The following is a 16,695-nucleotide window of genomic DNA, read 5'->3' on the forward strand; positions in this document are numbered from 1 at the left end:
GCTTTTGGAGAACGCTGTTTTGACCCACTCGAAAAAGAAGATTTTGTTGATCGACGATGATCCTTCTGTGAGCGCTGCTTTGCTCATGTTGCTTAAGGATGAGTACGAGACGCATGCTGCGGGAACGGTGAGTGACGGTGTTCGTTTGTTTGATGCTTTGCGCCCGAACTTGGTGATCTTGGATCTGCATTTACCGGACCAGCATGGGCTTGATGCGCTCCGGTCGATACGTAAGATTAATCGTTCGGCTCGGGTTGTTATTTTGACTGGTTTTGCGACTTTGGAAGTGGTTGAGGAGTCGATGCGCTTGGGGGCGAGCGATTGCTTGCACAAGCCGTTTGACGCGAGCTCGCTGCGGACTCGCTTGCGGGAGTTGGCGAATGACGAGGTTCCTGAGGATGGGGAAACGGAGGTTTCTGCGAGCGGCCACGTAGAGAAGGCGGAGGTGGGGCTGGTCTCGTCTGCCTTTTTGCATGATGTGGGGAATCCGTTGACCAGTCTCCAGGCTCTGGCTCTTTTGCTTCGAGAGAACAACGATGATGCGGACACCTGCAAGAAACTGGGTAAGATGATCGGGCAGAACGTTGCCTATCTGGGCGCGTTGGTTGACCAGTGGCGGGCGTTTTCGGAGCCGGAGACTTTGAAACCTGATTTTGCGACTCTCGCTGAGATTGCTGAGGATGCGGTTGGTTTCGTCGCGTTGCGGGCGGAGAGCAAGGCTGTGCAGGTGGACTTGGAGGCGGAGGAGAGCGATCTGCTGCCGAAGCTGAATCGGCATGCGACAGCTCGGATACTGGTGAACTTGCTGCAGAACGCGATCGAGGCGGTTGCTCGGGGGGAAGGCCGTGTGGAGTTCAGAGCTCGTGTGCGCGGCGATATGGCCGAGTTTGTGGTGCGAGACAACGGGGCGGGGATTCCGTCCGAGATCACGGAACATATTTTCGAAGCACGATACACCACTAAGAAAAAGGGTAGCGGATTGGGGCTTTTCATCGCTCGCCATATTGTTGAGGCGGCGAAGGGTGCGATCGCGGTTTGTTCCCGTCCTGGGCGGGGCAGCGCGTTTACTGTCCGTCTACCTGTTAGCTGATAAATGAGCACCAGCCAAGATCTAGAAAACGAGAGTCTCGTCGTTTGCACCAATAGCCAGGGGACTCGGATACGGGCCACTTTGATGCGTATGACGCGTTATTTGGTCACGTTTGAAGTTTATAATCCTTACAGCATTCTGCAGCTGTCCGAGGTCCTCGGGGAGTTCGAGATTTTGATTAATTCTCGAAAGGTCTACAGCGGCAGGGCGGTGGTGAGCAACATGGTGAACACGGGGCTGGTCCTTGTTTGCGAGGCTTCGCTCGACGAGGAGAGCTGGCTGGATGTGGAAATGCTTTCGCCTTCGAACCAGGTCAGCGGCTTGGCTGACGAGTTCGATCGTTTGATCAAGGATTGGCAGAAGTTCGATCTGATCTCGCCGCAGATGAAGGTGATCATCGCGGACATGGAGAACCTGTTGACGGATCTGCGTCGTTGGACCGAGCAGCTTGAGATTGCGGTTCGTTCGTCACCTCCTCCGACGCGTGTTCAGAGCGAGCTGGAGATCATTAGCCGGATCAACGGCTTGGTGGAGCCGATCGTGGACGAGCTTTTCAAGAAGTTCGAGATTCTCGGATCCACGGTTTCGGAAGAGGCCAATTCGATTCACCGAGCGTATTGCCGGCGTCAGCTTCACCCGCTGGTGCTTTGCTCGCCCTTTGTCCATCGTACCTACGACAAGCCGCTTGGGTACGCGGGCGACTTCGAGATGGTGAACATGATTTTGCGCAACCCGGTGGAGGGGGCGTCGATTTTCGCGAAGGTGGTGAACAGCGCTTTTTTGGCGACTGCTCCGGCGGAAGCGCACCGTAATCGGATCAAGTATCTCACCAAGGCCTTGTCTGCAGAGACGCGTCGCTGCGCGAAGGCGGGGCATGGGACTCGCATCTTCAATCTCGGCTGCGGGCCGGCGATGGAGGTGAGGGAGTTTTTGACCAATGACGACCTTTGCGAGCGGGCCAATTTCGCGTTGCTGGATTTCAACAAGGAGACGATCGATCAGACGGGGAGCGAGTTGAGCGAGCTGAAGGCGAAGCTGAGGCGCTCGACGCCGGTGCGGATGATTCAGCGTTCGGTGAACCAGATCTTACGCGAGGGGGCGAAAATCGGAAATGACGGGGAGAACGAGGTGCTTTACGACGTGGTCTACTGCGCTGGGCTGTTCGACTATTTGTCCGACCGGGTCTGCGCGCGTCTGCTGGAAACGTTCTATAATATGGTCGCTCCTGGTGGAGTGGTGATCGCGACAAATGTTGACTCTAGCAACCCCTGCAAGAAGGTGATGGAGTTTGTGATGGAGTGGCATTTGATTTACCGGGACGAAGAGGGATTTTTGGAGTTGGCTCCGAAGGACGCGCCGAGGGATGGAGTACGTGTCCTCAAGGACGAGACAGGAGTGAATATCTTTCTCGAGATTCGTAAACCGGGCTGAGATGTCGGATATGGATCTGCAGGCCGAGGAAGCGCTTCGGCTTAGGTATCGGGAGTACAACAAGTCCCATCGGGTGTCCGGTACGCGAACCGGGAGCATGCTCGTCGCGTTGCTGATGCCATTCGGCTTCTCGTTGGACTATATGGTCTATCCTGAGCAGCTGACGTTTTTCCTCTTTTTGCGACTCTTGTGTTCGGCGATCGCTTTCGGGCTCTATGGTTTGCTGGCTCTCGAATTTTGGAAGCGTTTTCATCGGACCTTCGAGACTCTGCTTTTTTTCCTGCCGTCGTTTTTCATCTGCCTGATGATTTACTACACGGAGGGGATTCATTCGGGCTACTACGCTGGGCTGAATCTGATCTTGATCGGTTTGTCTTGGGCGGTACGGGTCGATGCGGTGGATAGTCTGCTGTATCTGCTTATGACTATGCTGATGTATGGGGCGGCCTGCTACTTCCATGCGGATGGGATCGAGTCGACGCGTATGTTGGTGAACAACTACTATTTCATTCTGGTGACGGGGATGATCGTGGTGACGGGGAGCTATTTTTTGAACAAGCTGCGTTTTCGCGAGTACGCGGTCGGGCAGCAATTGGAAGCGAACCGGAAGGAGCTGGAGGCTTCTAATCTCAAGCTGGTGGAAATGGACAAGGCGAAGACGAATTTCTTCGCCAACATCAGCCATGAGCTGCGCACGCCGTTGACGCTTTTGATTGGACCGCTCGATCGCTTGCGGCGGCCGGAGGGGCGGATAGGGACGGAGGAGCATGACGAGCTAATCGATATCATGCAGCAGAACGCGATGCGTCTGATGCGGTTGATCAACGACCTGCTCAATCTGGTGCGACTGGATGCGGGGTCCTTGAAGTTGCGTCCGAGTGAGATCGAGTTGAGGCCGTATTTGGAAGGGGTTTGCCGCTCTTTTCACCCGATGGCTCAGGAGCGCGATTTGGAGTTTTCTTGGCAGATTGACGAGGGGGGGGATTCGAAGGTGCATCTCGACCGGGAAAAGGTGGAGAAGGTGCTGCTCAACTTGTTGTTCAATGCTATCAAGTTCACGCCGCCTGGCGGGAGTATCACTTTAACTGCGAAACGTAGGGGGCACGTGCTCGGTATTGACATCGCAGATACGGGGCAGGGGATATCGCCGGAGGAGCTCGAAAGTGTATTCGATCGTTTCTGGCAGTCTGAGTCCTCTTCGAATCGCCGCTTCCAAGGGGTGGGGATTGGTCTATCGTTGGTACGTGATCTGGCGAAACTGCATGGCGGCAGCGTATCCGCCACCAGCGAGCTAGACGTAGGGACGACGATGAGCGTTGAGCTGGATGTCACTTTGCCGGTGGAGCCGATCAAGCTGGAGGTGGTGGAGGACAAGAAGGCGGTGGATACGAAGTGGCTGGAGCAGTTGTATCGCCGAGCCGAGTTTTTCCCGTCGCATGTGCATGAGCAGAAGGCGAGCGGAGATGCGGCTGATGAGGAGGCGAGCGAAGATCGGCGTCCGGCGATCCTCATCGCTGATGACGAGCCGGAGATGATGCGTTTTCTTAAGTCGCAACTGAAAGCCCGCTATCGGATCGACGAGGCTCACGATGGGGAGCAGGCCTTGCGCTATGCGAAGAAGCGTCGCCATCATCTGGTGTTGCTCGACTACATGATGCCGAAGGTCGATGGGATCGAAGCGACGCGTAGACTGAGGGAGTTGGATTCGCATAAGGGAGTTCCGATCGTGATCCTGACGGCCCGGGCGGATGAGGAGTCCAAGTTCCAAGCGTTGGATGCGGGGGCGACTGACTTTTTGACGAAGCCGTTTTCCTCGACCGAGCTGCTGGCCCGTTGTCGGAACTTGGCTTCGGTGTTCGAGATGCAGCAGCAGATCGAGGAGAAGACGGTGCGTTTGGAAGAGGCTTTGGACCAGATCAAGCAGACGGAGACTCAGATGGTGCAGCAGGCGAAGATGGCTTCGCTTGGGCAGTTGAGCGCGGGCTTGCTGCATGAGGTGAACAATCCGCTCAATTTCGCGACGACCTCGATTCATCTTATCAAGAAGCGTCTGACGCGTTCTCCGCATCCGGAGCCGGAGTTGTTGGAGAAGCCGTTGACGGATCTGCATGATGGAATCCGCCGTGTGTCTTCGATCGTGTCGAGTCTGCGAGAGTTTACGCATCCGGATACGACGATGTTCGAGCGAGTCGAGCTCGATGAGACTCTCTCAACCGCGGTGCGTTTCGTGCAAATCCCGGCGGCGGAGATTACGCTTACGCTATCAGTGGAAGAAGGGGCGGCGGTTCGCGGGAATCAGAACCAGCTGGTGCATCTTTTCATCAATCTGTTACAGAACTCGGTCGACAGCCTGCGGGAAAAGGGCGGGGACGGGCTGGAGATCCGGATCGACTGCTCGGTGGTGGGCGATCAGGTACGGCTGGTTTTTGAGGATAACGGGAAGGGGATTCCGGAGGATGAGTTGGAGCGAATTTTCGACGCTTTTTTTACGACGAAGAAGGTTGGACAAGGAGTAGGACTCGGCCTAAGTATTTGTCACAGAATAATTCAGCAGCACAAAGGGGTGGTGTCTGTGGAGAGTGAAGTCGATTCCTGGTGTCGCTTTTCCATGAGCTTCCCGAGCTATTCGAGAGAGAAATCTCCTGTATCCGTCTAGAAATGACAGGCCAATACGATTACAAGCAATTCCGCGTTCTTTTCGTGGATGATGAAGAGCAGACCACAGATCTGGTAGGTGAGTATCTTTTGGATACGTTCGACGTTGTCACCGCTTACGACGCGGAGTCCGCTTGGGAGAAATTCGAGGCAGATCCTGACTCTTTTGCCGTTATCGTAACGGACCAACGAATGCCGGGCGATCAGGGGACGGACTTGCTGGAGAAGATTCGCAATCTGCGGCCGCGCACGATCAGAGTGCTTTGCACGGCTTATGCGGACATCGATGCGGCGATCGCGGCTGTAAATGTAGGGGCGATCTACAAGTACATCACCAAGCCGGTAGAGACGCCGGAGCTGGAGATGCACATCATGCGAGCCATGGAGTTCTTTCTCATCCAGCGTGAGCGCGATTTGCTGATGCGCGAGAAGCTGTCGGCTCTGCAGCGGCTGATGATGACGGATCGCTTGATCAGCTTGGGGATTTTCGCGGCTGGCTTGAACCACCATATGCGCAACGGACTGACCGCGGTGAAGACTTTCCTGGATCTGACTCCGATCAAGTTGCAGAGCGAAAACGTGGACTTGGAGCATTTGCGCAATCCGAACTACTGGAACCACTTTTATTCTACCGCTCAGGAGTCGATCACCAAAGTTCTGGATCTTTTGAAGGAGGTGCAGGAAATCCCGGAGCCTCCGTGCGTGCCGGATGGGGACGATATCGATTTGAGCGCGGTAGTCTCAGATGCGTTGGAGAGGGAGCAGGGCGCGTTGGCCCGCCGATCGATCGAAGTGGACTTTACGCCGGTGGAGCTGCCGAAGATCTCCGCTAGCCGCGTGATGGTGGATCGTTTGTTCGACTTGCTTTTGAGAGACGAGTCGGAGAATGCGAAGGAGAATGGGAAGATGAAAATCTCTCTCTCAACCGCTGCTTCCGAGGCCGGCATTGAGGGGGTGCGGGTTTTGATCGAGGACGATGGTCCTGGGCTGAACAAGGACAACTTGCAGTGCCTCTTCGATCCGTTTTTTACCCGCTCGGGAAAACCGGACCAATATGGGATCAACCTCTTGGCGGCCTTTTTCTTGATTCATCACCACTCGGGTTCCATCGAGGCGGACCGTTCCGAGATGGGGGGCGTGCGTTTCGATATTTGGCTGCCGCTTGATCCGTCGGCGATTCCGGCGAGCTTGGGCGAGGAAGCTTTCTTACAGCGAGTGATGGAAGCGGAACGGGCTTGGGAGAAGAAGTTGTTGGGAGAGTAGTAGAAGATGTTAGCCGATTTACCGGATACGGGCCAAAGGAAGCGCGTGCTGATTGTGGATGATGACCCCATGGTGTTGGAGTCGCTGGAGTTGCTTTTTAACCACTACGGCTGGGATGTGCTGGCTGTGGACAATGGGGATGTGGTGATCGAGACCTTGCGGCCGATCGAATACGAGTTTGCGGTGGTCGACCAGCGAATGGACGGAACCGAAGGTGTGGAAGTGATTCGGGAGTTGAAGGCTCGATCCGATGCTCCGGTCTTTATGCTGACGGGGTGTGTGGACCCTGGGTTGCGCAATGCGGCGGAACGCGTTGGGGCGGACGGTTTTTTCGACAAGCCTGCGGAGGCGCTGTCGATGATCAAAGCGGTCGAGAAGCTGCGGAACTAGCGGTTTTTTCTTTTGTTTAGGCGCTGAGAATCGCGGCACAAGGCCGCTTCCCACTTTAAGATGCTTGAAGGGAACTGCGACTGTTCGAAAGAAAAGTGCTCTAGCGGTTTCGGGTTTCTTCTGCGAGCGAGCCGTAGCTGCGACTTGTCTCCGTGAGAATGGATACGAGCGCGAAGCACATGAGGGCGAGTCCGCTCAGGAAGAGGGCGACCACTGCTTCCGCTAGGTCCGTCTGGCTGACGAGCGACGCGGCTAGGACCATGGCGGACAGAAGGAAGCAGACCATGGCGAGGTAGAAGCCAGCGATGCTGTTGCGCAGTAGGCGGCCTCGGTTTTTGAGCCAGGTGATTTGGATTTCGAGGGAGTGGGAGTAGTCGATGTTGTCGCGTTTGCCCTCGGAGGTGAGGCTGCGGATGGCTTGTACGACGCGGCTAAAGCGTGTTTGCAAGGCCCAGACGAGGGTGGCGCAGGAGGTCATCATCACAAAGGGGGCGATGACGGCCTGGTAGTTGCTTAGGTTGCTGTCGAAGAGATCAGTCATCGCATGTCTCCAATTGAACGATACGGTAGGAGAGCAGAGCTTCGCGGCTTGCGTACCATAAACCGAGAAAGAGCAGGAAGAGGGCGACTCCGAAAAGGGCGAAGATGGGAGTGGATGCGGTGAATATTGCGAGGGCGCTGAAACCGAGTGCGATGGAGGAGCTGACTACGAAGAAGACGGAAAGGTAGAAGCAGAAGATGGCGTTGCGTATCAGTTTTGCTCTTACCATGAGCGAAGCGATTTGGTCGCTCAGTCGCTGAGTCGTCTCTGGCACGGAGGATTCTCGCTTTTCAGCGTTAAGCTGGCGAATCACCGCGGCGATGGTGCTGTATTTTGATTGCAGGCCAGCTAGCAGCAGACCGACTCCGGTGAGGAGTACGGCGGGGGCCAGGGAGGCGTTGATAAACTCGATGGCGTCCTGGATCGTCATTCGGAGCAAAGCATGGGGAAGATTGGGAATTTGGGAAGCCCTCTTGTGTTGTAGATTCTAATGCAGGTGGGCTGCTTTTCTTATATCTAACGAGAACTAGGGGATTTTGTCTAAGAGGTCTCTAAGGAAGTCGAATAGTGAGTAATCCAAACCGCTTATAATTATGACCAAACATGCTGTTCCCGCTAGTGGCCGAGGTTGGAGTGTCGGAAAGATGCTCGGATTTAGCTTCGCGTCTGTCCTTCTCATCGTAGCCGTTCTATCGCTATCGAGCTTTAATGGTGTCTCAACTTTGCTTTCGACGTCCGAGGAGTTGATCGTGGCGAATGAGACGGATGCCGCAATGGCGCAGCTTGAGGTCGACCATCTCTTGTGGGCCCAGAATCTGAGTTTTGTTTTTACGGATTCGGCGGTGAATGAGGTGACGGTGCAGAAAGATCCCACGCTTTGTAACTTGGGCAAGTGGCTCGTCTCGGAAGAGCGTGAACGCTTGGAAGCGGGGCATCCCAACACCTCAGGTATGATTGCAAGGATGGTGCCTTGGCACGAACGTTTGCACCAATCAGCGGTGGAGATTGATCACCATTGCAAGGCTGGGGAGGCAAACTCTGAAGAAGCCAAAGCGATCTTTTCAAAGAAGAGCATTCCGGCTCTCAGGAATCTGCAGGGCTTGTTGCAGGACATCCGAGAGGATGTGGCTAAACACTCCGTGACAGATGAGAAGCTTGTTGCTGAAGCGGGAGAGCAGAGGGCTCTCATTGTGGTGTTTGTGTCGGTGTGCGTTGTGGCAAGTGTTTGTATCGCATTCTTGGTTACGTCGAAAGTGAAGAAGATGCTGGTTTCTACATCGCGTTCTATTGCTCAAGCGTCGGAAGCAGTTGCCTCGGCGGCGCAGCAGGTAGAGAAGGGGAGTCGTTCCGTGGCGGAGTCCTCTTCGGAGCAAGCGTCGACCTTGGAAGAGACCGCTGCCGCCATGGAGGAAGTATCTTCACAGACTTCGTCTAACTTAGAGAAGGCTCAGAAAACGGGGGCTTATACGACGGACACTATTGGCGCGATCGATGAAACGAACCAGAGCCTAGCTGAATTGAAAGAGAAGATCACCGGGCTTTTTGATAGCAGCAAGGAGATCCAGAAGGTTGTGCAAACGATCGATGAGATCGCGTTTCAGACGAACTTGCTTGCTTTGAACGCCTCTGTAGAGGCGGCTCGCGCCGGGGAGGCTGGAGCTGGATTTTCTGTAGTTGCGGATGAAGTACGTGCTTTGGCGCAGCGAGCTGCGTCATCGGCTAAGGAGACAGGGGAGATGATCGACGAGTCGGTTGTGAAGATCGGTGAGAGTAACGAGTTTGTGCAGCGCTGCTCGGAGAGCTTTGATCATGTCCTGCAGACGAGTACTTCGGTACGCTCTTTGGTGGACCAAGTGGTTGTCGCTTCCGAGGAGCAGTCCCAGGGGATTGGCCAGATTAACGTTTCTCTGGTGCAAATGGACAAGGTGGTCCAATCAAACGCCTCTGGGGCTGAAGAATCCGCTTCTGCCGCAGTGGAGATGGCGCGATTGGCCGGAGAGTTGGAGATGCAGGTTCATCGTTTGCAGCGTTTCGCAGGGGAATCAGCCCAAGCAAGAACGCCGAAGGTCGAATTGTCTGCGGCCGCTCCTGTAGCGTTCGATGATTACCCCGTGAGAGGGCGAGCGGCGAGTCCAACTCTGGCCTCCCTAAACTAGATATTTCCGAATAAGGTCAATTCAGCTTGTTTGTTTAGAGCTCCCTTGCGGTACAACCCGTAGGGGAGCTTTTTGCGTTTATAGGTAGTTCTCTGGGGAGTTTGCCTTATTGGTCATCCTTGAATAGCCCCCAGTGGGGAATGTGGAGTCCTTAGTTTCGGCTGAGTTGTTTCATTTTGGTAGAATACCGTTAAATGCGAAGTCCCCTGGCCGATCAATGGTACAACTACCAACTCGCTTGTGCATATGAAACGCCTACCCCGACCTTATGCCAAATCTGGCAAGACACGTTTGAGCATCGGTAAAATGCTCGGAATCAGTTTTGGAGCGATTCTGCTGATTGTCTTGGTTTTGTCTTTTACGAGCTTGAGTGGAATCAACCAACTGCTCTCGACGACGGAAGATCTCGTTGAAGCGAATAGGGATGACTTGTCGATCGCTCGCCTGGAAGCGGACCACTTGAAGTGGGCTCAGGAGCTTAGCTACTTGTTCACTAATGCGTCGGTTAAGAACGTTACGGTGGAGACTGATCCGACACAGTGTCACATGGGGCGATGGTTGTCCTCCGAGGATCGGGTAATGCTGGAGCAGACTTATCCACAAGCGACGGAGATTCTGGAGGAAATCATTCCATGGCATGAGGCTTTGCATCGTTCGGCTCAGGAGATTGATTCTATTTATACTGAAGGAAACCCCAAGCGCTTGGGGGCGTTGATTGATCTTGAGCTTCGGGTGTTGGATGTGAGCGCTTTCGTCGATCAGCAGCTTATCGCCGCTCATGGCGGGCAAAGGGTAGAGGGACTGGATAAAGCCCTCTGGGGAAAGATAGAAGAGTGTGCTGAAAAAACTAATACACAGGCTGGTTCCGGTGCGGGGGAGGGAGATGCGACTCAAAAGGAGATCGAGAGCACTTTGACGCGCTGGAGGTATGCGGTAGAGTCCGTGCTTTCGGAACTAAACCGAGGACGGATCGAGGTCGCTGAAAAGAAGCTTGAGGACCCTTACCGTGAATACTCCAAGAAATTGCACACGACGCTTCGCTCTGAAATCAATCGCGAAGGAGAAGGTCTCGAAGCCTCGAATCTTGCGGCGGCAATCTATTCTTCGCAGTCAATTCCAGCCCTTGAGGAATTGAGAGGATTGCTCGGGCGTTTGCGAGAGGAGATTTCGCACCATGCTGTTACGGATGAGAAGCTCTTGTCGGAAGCAAGCTCCCAGCGTTTGCTGATCATCATCTGTGTCGCGGTTGGTATTGTTGCTAGCGTGGCGGCGGCGGGGTTCGTTATTTTGAGAACCAAGCGTATGGTCGTGAATTCTTCTCGTTCGATTGCTCGAGCTTCTTCGGCTGTATCCTCTGCAGCGATACAGGTACAAAAAGGTAGTGAATCCGTGGCGGATGCTTCGTCTGAACAGGCGTCGACCTTGGAGGAGACCGCGGCCGCGATGGAAGAGATTTCCGCTCAGACAGTGACGAATACGGAAAAAACTGAACAGACGGGAAAATTCACTGCTGAGACGATCGAGGCGATTGAAGCTACCAATCAAAGTCTCTCGGAACTGACAGGCAAGATCAGCGACTTGTTTGATAGCAGTAAGCGTATTCAGAATGTTGTACAGACAATCGATGAAATCGCGTTTCAGACGAATTTGCTGGCCCTTAACGCATCTGTGGAAGCGGCGAGAGCAGGCGAGGCTGGTTCTGGGTTTGCCGTAGTCGCAGAAGAGGTAAGGGCCCTGGCTATGAGAGCGGCTGCATCAGCTAAGGAGACGGGGCAGATGATCGATGATTCTGTGGTCCGGATTAGCGAGAGTAACGAGTGCGTACAGGTTTGCTCGGAGAGTTTTGAAAAAGTGCTGCGGACCAGCACGGAGGTGAGGGCTCTTGTGGAGGAGGTCGTTAATTGTTCTGGAGACCAGGCTGAGGGGATCGACCAAATCAATCACTCGCTCATGCTGATGGACCAGACGGTGCAGGCCAATGCGTCGGGCGCCGAGGAATCGGCTTCTGCGGCGCTCGAAATGACCCGCCTTGCGAAGCAGTTGGAAACGCAAGTGCAGGAGTTGCAGAGTTTTGCTGGAATTTTGGATACGCCTAAGTTGAAGGATTCGGCGGCGGGTACGACATCTCAGAGACGCGTGCCCCTGCTCTCGGAAGTGAAGCCGACGAATCGAGTCGTTACGGAACTTACATCCTCACTGAATTAATTGTATGTGACGCAATAACTATGGGAAAAACTAGGGTCGCTTGTTCGGGGCTGTGGTGCTGTTCGCCCCGTTCAAGCGATTCCTTGTTTTGCGATCTAGGGATTGGTTTTTGGTGTTACTTAGCTCCTGTTGTCTGAACTTCAAGGTATGAAGGTCAGGTCATTTGGGGGCATTTCCCAATGTGGGCTTGGGGGAGGGCTGTGTTTGTTGGGAATATTCCCCGAAGCGAGAATTGAACGAAAGAAGTGATTTTGTTGCTCGTTTTGTAAGTTGCTGTTGGTGAGTGTGAAACGTTGGATTGGGTAGGCTGGCACGGTGTGTGCAATAGTGTTTCCCGACGCAGCACACGGCTGACGTCGCCAAATCAATAAAAGGAATACTTATGAAGAAACTAGTCACATTCATCATCGCCTTCGCGGCTACTGCTTCAATCCTCACTGCTGCTCCTGAGAGAAAGGGTCGTGACCTGCAAAAGCAGATCGACCGCATCAACGCCGTTATCGAAGAAAAGGGTGACGATCTCGCCGAAGGTAAGGCTGCTGCTTTGCAACACCGCCTCGCGGTACTCGAACTCCAGCAAGCTGTACGCGCTGAAGTTAAGGAAGTAGTCGAAGGGCTCGGTGAAGACGCTACCAAGGAAGACATCAAGGAAGCGGCCAAGGAAGTTCGTTTGACTTACAAGGACCAATTCCAGGCTCTGAAGGAAGATCGCCGTACGCTACGCGAAGAACGCCGTGCCAACCGTGAAGCGGTTGAAGAGGAAGTAGAAGAGTCTACTCCAGAGGGCTAAACGATACGTATCTGTTGGTACTAATCTAGTTTAACTGGGTCGCGTCAGAAAGGGTTCTGGCGCGGCTTTTAAACAAACGCCTATGTCACGAGTCTTTTCAGCTGGAATCATTGCCGCTTCCCTTACCGTTTGGGGATACACGGGCGATGATTTGTATTCCGAGTTCTCGGAATTCTCCACCCAAACCTCAGTAGCCGCAGGAGTGGGCTATACGGAGAACGTATTGTTAGGAGAGGTGGTACAACTAGACTCTGCATTTGCGTATTTCGGGTTGGAAGGTGTCGCCAACAAGAGTTTCTGGGGAGACCAATTTACTTGGAGTTCGCTCGCGTACGCCGATGTCAGGACCTATGACAAGTTGGATGGGGTGCCTGTGCACGCGATCTACCTTTTGCAAACGGAATTGGAATCCTATGTGGGGCTAATTTCTAAAGGGAGAGTTGGAGCTCGCTACCTAGATCTAACCCAAGTTTTTGACGCGACCTTCGACGAGTTGGAACGCGTCGATTTCATTGTCGAAGGCAGCGAACCGGAGTTCTATGTCGGGTACGAATCGATGCTCGGCGAATTCGAATATGACATCGAACTGAGTGCGGGACACATGGCGTTTAAGGATATGTCGAACGATTACGATAGCTTCAGTGTGGAGGTAGAGTTTGAGCGTCCTTTGCTTGATGCCTTAACTTGGAAGAGCGAGCTTGAGGGATGGCGTCGTCAATACGACGAGAAATCCGCTCGTTCGCTTTCAGGTATCCCATTGGCGGATACCTTGCTTGAAACGGAGATGGTCGGTGCTGAGACGGGCCTCAGGTTTACTCCGATTATTTTTGATACGGTTAACATTCTGGAGCTAACCGCTGCCTACCGGGAACGAGAGGATTTAGTGACGGGTTACTATGACCGCTCGCGTTTGAGTGCTGATATCGAATGGAGGACCTCCGCGTGGGGAATTGATTTTGATCTATCGGGAACGTATACGGAGTATCAATACGATCATCAGTTTGGGGACGGTGGGGATCTGAAGGCGAGCGACTCCTGGTACTGGGAACTGGAGATGGAGCGAAAGCTGAGCGAATCGTGGAGCGCGTTTTTGAATCTGAGCACGGAAGAGGAAAGCTCGAATGAGTCATTCGCGAGTTTTGAGACGCGAACTGTATTATTGGGTATACGCTGGCGTTAGGAGTGAGAATCGTGTCGCGTCTAGTAATTGTTTAAGGAAATAGTATGTTCAAATTTGTTATTGGTGTGTGTGTCAGTCTAGCGGTCGGAGCGAGCCTTCGATCCGCGGAACTGGGCGAGGTTGTCTGGGAGTTTGCAACGGGTGAGCCAGTCGTTAGCTCGCCTACGATCGATTCCGTAGGGAATGTCTATTTTGGTTCGACTGATAAATACGTCTATTCGCTGGATGCCAACGGCCAACAGAGATGGCGCTTTCAGACCACAGACTGGATCGAGTCGAGTCCGACCTTGAGCAATGACGACAGCGTGCTCTACATTGGAACCTGGGATGATCGTATCTTAGCTCTGAATACGAGTAATGGGACGCTTGTTTGGGAGTTCGCCATGCCGAGTCTTGTCTATGCGTCGCCAGCGGTTGCGGAAGATGGCACGATCTATGTCGGAGGGAGCGATGGGTTTTTCTATGCCATCAATCCGGATGGATCTCTAAAATGGGACTTTGAAGTGGGGGGCGAGCTCGATTCCTCTCCTGCTGTTGACTCCGCGGGGAACGTCTATGTGGGATCAGTTGCAGGTGCGGTTACTGCTATCGATTCGAATGGGCAGGAACTTTGGACATGGGAGGTGCCCGCCGAGATTGGAGCGGGATCGCGCGATGATGGGATCAGCAGCAGTCCGATGATCACTTCGACGGGGTTGGTATTTGTAGGTTGCCAAAACTATTTCGTGTACGCTTTGGATGCGACTGACGGTTCTCTCGAGTGGAAACATGAGACAGGCGGAATCATCGAAGGATCATTTGTAGAGGGAATGGGACGGAGCTGCTTGATTTCTGGTCGAGATGGATACCTGTATTCGTTTTCGTGGGACGGCGATTTGAATTGGCGGACTTTTATTGGAGCAAACTACTATTCGACGCCCTGCGTAGATGGGATGGGACGAATCTATGCGGGAGCGTTGAACAGTGGCTCCGAAGGTGTGTTGAAAGTGCTGTCTTCAAATGGGGCGCTAATTGGAGAGACTGAGTTTAGCGGTTTCATTGATTCGTCGCCCGTCCTCGCTCCTGATGGTACCTTGCTTGTTGGAAACAACAATGGGACGCTCTACGCATTGGAAGGTGGCGACAAGCTAGCTTCTCTAGGCTGGTCGAGCTTTCGGGGAGGACCCGCGCTACAGGCTTCTCTACAAGGCTACGAGGATCTGACGGGGACGCCTAGCGAAGTGAGGATTTTCGATTACGAGTTTGATGAATCCAATGGAGTTGTCGCTAGTTACCGCATTGAGGGAGGCGGTCCAATCCAGATTCAAATCAACGCACTAGGCTCTTCGTTTACGCCAAGCTCTGGCACGACGGGCTACGGTTTGAGTTTGGTGGGACAGTCGGGGGAGATGGCTTTTGCGGAGGCTGGACAGGTGATCGAGGGGCTTAGTGACGGGAGCATCCGTGGTTGGCTGGAACCGGGTGAATACGAAATCGAGGTATCCAACGAGACTGACGACCGGGATGCGCTTTTCCTCGAGTTGAAAGTGCTCTAGCAGTTGGAGGGCTCTGTCGTTGCCTTGGAGCTCATTCAAACCGCTGCGGCAATGACGGAGCATTGCCCTCCTAGGAGATGGAAACGCTGTTTTTCTAAGAACCAGCGCTTAAGTTGAAGCGCTAGAACGGATCATTTTCACTACGAAATTGGTGCGTCGACTTTACCTTTCTGTGACATTGAATAGTCTATAGGCTCGATCGCCGGGCCTTTGGACTTGCTCGTTTTGGCATCTAGTTGCATCTGGGCATCTGCATCGGCAGCGATCTGACCCAATCCCTAGTGTGGGGTTGGCCCTGCCGCCTTCAGAAGGCGTTTTCGTTAAACATACTTCTCGTCGGCGCGCTTCGTACATTGGCCTTACTGCCCCGAAGGCTGGTACCGTTCAACCGTCGGCGACGACTACGAGTAACCTCCGTTAAAAGTCTCCACCCATGAATACACAGTTCGCAAAGTCGTATCCGGAATCGAAGGCTGCCGTTTTGGAAACAGAAGAGCCTCAAGCGACCAAGCCGAAATTGACCGAAGCTCAGAAGGAGCGTTTGGCGCGGATCAAATCCGCGATGAACCGAACTGCTCGGGAGCGTCGCATGGCAGCGCACCGCTAGATACTGCGGTATCTTTTATACATTTGGGCGAGCTCATTGTCGTTGGACAGGAGCTCGCCCTTTGTTTTGTCTTGGGGAAATGAAGACATCTATTTCAGGTAAATGGGCGCTCGTCACTGGCTCGACTCGCGGAATTGGTCGCCAAGTGGCGATTGGCTTAGCTCGCCAAGGGGCGAATGTAATTGTGCATGGTCGGAGTGCTGAAGCTGCTGCGGAGACTTGTGCCGTGCTCAGCGAATTGTCGGTCAGTGTAGAGGTGGTGGCTGGTGAGCTCAGTTCGGTAGAAGGAGTTGAGTCGGTGATTCAGCAGATCCGAGAGAAGGTCGGGGACATCGATATCCTTTTCAACAACGCCGCGATTTCTCAAGAGGCCCAGCCCGTTCTCGAACAATCCCGTGAGCTTTGGGATAAGGTGTTTCAGGTGAACGTACATGCCTTGATCCGCCTCTGTCAGGCCTTTGCTCCAGGCATGCAAAAGAAGAAGTGGGGGCGTATCGTCAACGTGAGTTCCGGGATTGCGGACCAGCCGGACTTGGCGGCTTACAGTGTTTCTAAAGCGGCGGTAGACAAGTTCACTCGCGATCTCTCAGTCGCCTTGAAGGACGACGGTATCACGGTCAATTATGTTGATCCCGGTTGGATCCGCACCGATATGGGCGGCCCGGACGCTTGGGATGATGTCTCCTCAGTGCTCCCAGGAATGATCGTGCCTGTGCTGCTTCCCGATGGCGGACCGACTGGCAAAGGGTATTCGGCACAGAACTACAAGATGCTGAGCGATTCGTACCAGGGGTAGGTGAGATAGCGGCCGTTGTCCCAACGGCCATTTGAACAGAGGGGTGGCCGTTAGGG

General features: G+C 53.8%; 14 protein-coding genes. 12 read left to right on the top strand and 2 right to left on the bottom strand.

Going from position 1 to position 16,695, the window contains the following annotated elements:
• Positions 1–19: 19 nt before the first annotated feature.
• From JIN87_RS22060 to JIN87_RS22080, 5 genes are read left to right on the top strand one after another with little or no spacing between them, the layout of a single operon-like run.
• Positions 20–1,090: a hybrid sensor histidine kinase/response regulator gene (locus tag JIN87_RS22060; RefSeq protein ID WP_200357797.1), complete on the top strand. Its 1,071-nt coding sequence runs from the start codon at positions 20–22 to the stop codon at positions 1,088–1,090.
• 3 nt (positions 1,091–1,093) lie between these two features.
• The gene (locus JIN87_RS22065) at positions 1,094–2,521 is read left to right on the top strand and encodes a class I SAM-dependent methyltransferase (protein WP_200357798.1); all 1,428 of its coding nucleotides are present in this window, start codon (positions 1,094–1,096) and stop codon (positions 2,519–2,521) included.
• Positions 2,522–2,531: 10 nt separating this feature from the next.
• Positions 2,532–5,177: an ATP-binding response regulator gene (locus tag JIN87_RS22070; RefSeq protein WP_200357799.1), complete on the top strand. Its 2,646-nt coding sequence runs from the start codon at positions 2,532–2,534 to the stop codon at positions 5,175–5,177.
• A gap of 2 nt (positions 5,178–5,179) precedes the next feature.
• The gene (locus JIN87_RS22075; protein ID WP_200357800.1) at positions 5,180–6,439 is read left to right on the top strand and encodes a hybrid sensor histidine kinase/response regulator; all 1,260 of its coding nucleotides are present in this window, start codon (positions 5,180–5,182) and stop codon (positions 6,437–6,439) included.
• A gap of 6 nt (positions 6,440–6,445) precedes the next feature.
• Positions 6,446–6,829 carry a response regulator gene (locus JIN87_RS22080; protein WP_200357801.1) on the top strand — a complete coding sequence of 128 codons (384 nt, stop codon included), beginning with the start codon at positions 6,446–6,448 and terminating at the stop codon, positions 6,827–6,829.
• Between the two features lie 100 nt (positions 6,830–6,929).
• Here the strand turns inward: JIN87_RS22080 and JIN87_RS22085 are convergent, their stop codons facing one another.
• Both JIN87_RS22085 and JIN87_RS22090 read right to left on the bottom strand, forming a co-directional pair.
• Positions 6,930–7,370: a DUF2721 domain-containing protein gene (locus tag JIN87_RS22085; protein ID WP_200357802.1), complete on the bottom strand. Its 441-nt coding sequence runs from the start codon at positions 7,368–7,370 to the stop codon at positions 6,930–6,932.
• Complete coding sequence (locus JIN87_RS22090; RefSeq protein WP_200357803.1) at positions 7,363–7,800, bottom strand: DUF2721 domain-containing protein; 438 nt, start codon at positions 7,798–7,800, stop codon at positions 7,363–7,365. The genes JIN87_RS22085 and JIN87_RS22090 overlap by 8 nt, the downstream gene beginning before the upstream one ends.
• A 163-nt stretch (positions 7,801–7,963) precedes the next feature.
• Here JIN87_RS22090 and JIN87_RS22095 point away from each other — a divergent pair, with 163 nt between their 5' ends.
• From JIN87_RS22095 to JIN87_RS22125, 7 genes are all read left to right on the top strand, one after another.
• Entirely contained in the window at positions 7,964–9,526 is a 1,563-nt protein-coding gene (locus JIN87_RS22095; RefSeq protein ID WP_200357804.1) for a methyl-accepting chemotaxis protein, read from the top strand.
• A 246-nt stretch (positions 9,527–9,772) separates the two neighbouring features.
• Positions 9,773–11,731: a methyl-accepting chemotaxis protein gene (locus JIN87_RS22100; RefSeq protein ID WP_200357805.1), complete on the top strand. Its 1,959-nt coding sequence runs from the start codon at positions 9,773–9,775 to the stop codon at positions 11,729–11,731.
• Between the two features lie 382 nt (positions 11,732–12,113).
• The gene (locus JIN87_RS22105; RefSeq protein ID WP_200357806.1) at positions 12,114–12,521 is read left to right on the top strand and encodes a hypothetical protein; all 408 of its coding nucleotides are present in this window, start codon (positions 12,114–12,116) and stop codon (positions 12,519–12,521) included.
• Positions 12,522–12,603: 82 nt separating this feature from the next.
• Positions 12,604–13,701, top strand: a complete 1,098-nt coding sequence (locus tag JIN87_RS22110; protein WP_200357807.1) for a hypothetical protein — start codon at positions 12,604–12,606, stop codon at positions 13,699–13,701.
• Between the two features lie 44 nt (positions 13,702–13,745).
• Positions 13,746–15,236 carry a beta-alanine-activating enzyme beta-propeller domain-containing protein gene (locus JIN87_RS22115; protein WP_200357808.1) on the top strand — a complete coding sequence of 497 codons (1,491 nt, stop codon included), beginning with the start codon at positions 13,746–13,748 and terminating at the stop codon, positions 15,234–15,236.
• A gap of 433 nt (positions 15,237–15,669) precedes the next feature.
• Positions 15,670–15,843, top strand: a complete 174-nt coding sequence (locus tag JIN87_RS22120; protein ID WP_200357809.1) for a hypothetical protein — start codon at positions 15,670–15,672, stop codon at positions 15,841–15,843.
• A gap of 79 nt (positions 15,844–15,922) precedes the next feature.
• Entirely contained in the window at positions 15,923–16,639 is a 717-nt protein-coding gene (locus tag JIN87_RS22125; protein WP_200357810.1) for an SDR family NAD(P)-dependent oxidoreductase, read from the top strand.
• The last annotated feature ends 56 nt before the right edge of the window (positions 16,640–16,695 follow it).

Source organism: Pelagicoccus mobilis (assembly GCF_016595505.1).
Classification (GTDB): domain Bacteria; phylum Verrucomicrobiota; class Verrucomicrobiia; order Opitutales; family Opitutaceae; genus Pelagicoccus; species Pelagicoccus mobilis.